The sequence below is a fragment of the Nonomuraea diastatica genome (genome assembly GCF_004349015.1).
GTDB classification, from domain to species: Bacteria; Actinomycetota; Actinomycetes; order Streptosporangiales; family Streptosporangiaceae; genus Nonomuraea; species Nonomuraea diastatica.
In genome coordinates this window covers 1-477 of record NZ_SMKP01000466.1, presented here as the reverse complement: position 1 = coordinate 477, position 477 = coordinate 1, and the positions used below count along the sequence as shown (strand labels likewise).

At 71.7% G+C, this 477-nt stretch carries 1 protein-coding gene; it reads left to right on the top strand.

Annotated elements, in window-relative coordinates:
- Window positions 1-20 precede the first annotated feature (20 nt).
- Window positions 21-477, top strand: a 457-nt coding sequence (locus E1294_RS52190) for an acyltransferase domain-containing protein (RefSeq protein WP_220448466.1), incomplete at its 3' end; no start/stop codon positions are given.

Below are 477 nucleotides of genomic sequence, written 5' to 3'. Positions count from 1 at the left end.
ACCGGGCCGGGATCGCGGCGGTGAATGGTCCGGCCGCGGTGGTGGTGTCGGGTGACGAGGCGGCGATCGCGGAGATCGAGGGCCGGGCGCAGGTGCGTACGCGCCGGTTGCGGGTCTCGCATGCGTTCCATTCGCCGTTGATGGAGCCGATGCTGGCGGAGTTCGCCGAGGCGATCAGTGGTCTCGGCTTCCATGAGCCGACGATCCCGGTCGTCTCCAACGTGACCGGCCGTCTGGCCGAGCCGGGCCGGCTGGCCGACCCGTCCTACTGGGTGGAGCACGTGCGGGGTGCGGTGCGGTTCGCCGATGGGGTGGCGGCTTGCGGGGCGAGCGTCTTCCTGGAGGTGGGTCCGGATGGGGTGCTGACCGGGCTGGCGCAGCAGAGCGTCGAGGACGCGGTGTTCGTCCCGGCGGTGCGTAGGGACCGTGACGAGGTCCGCGCCCTGATCGAGGCGCTGGGCCGACTGCATGTTCACG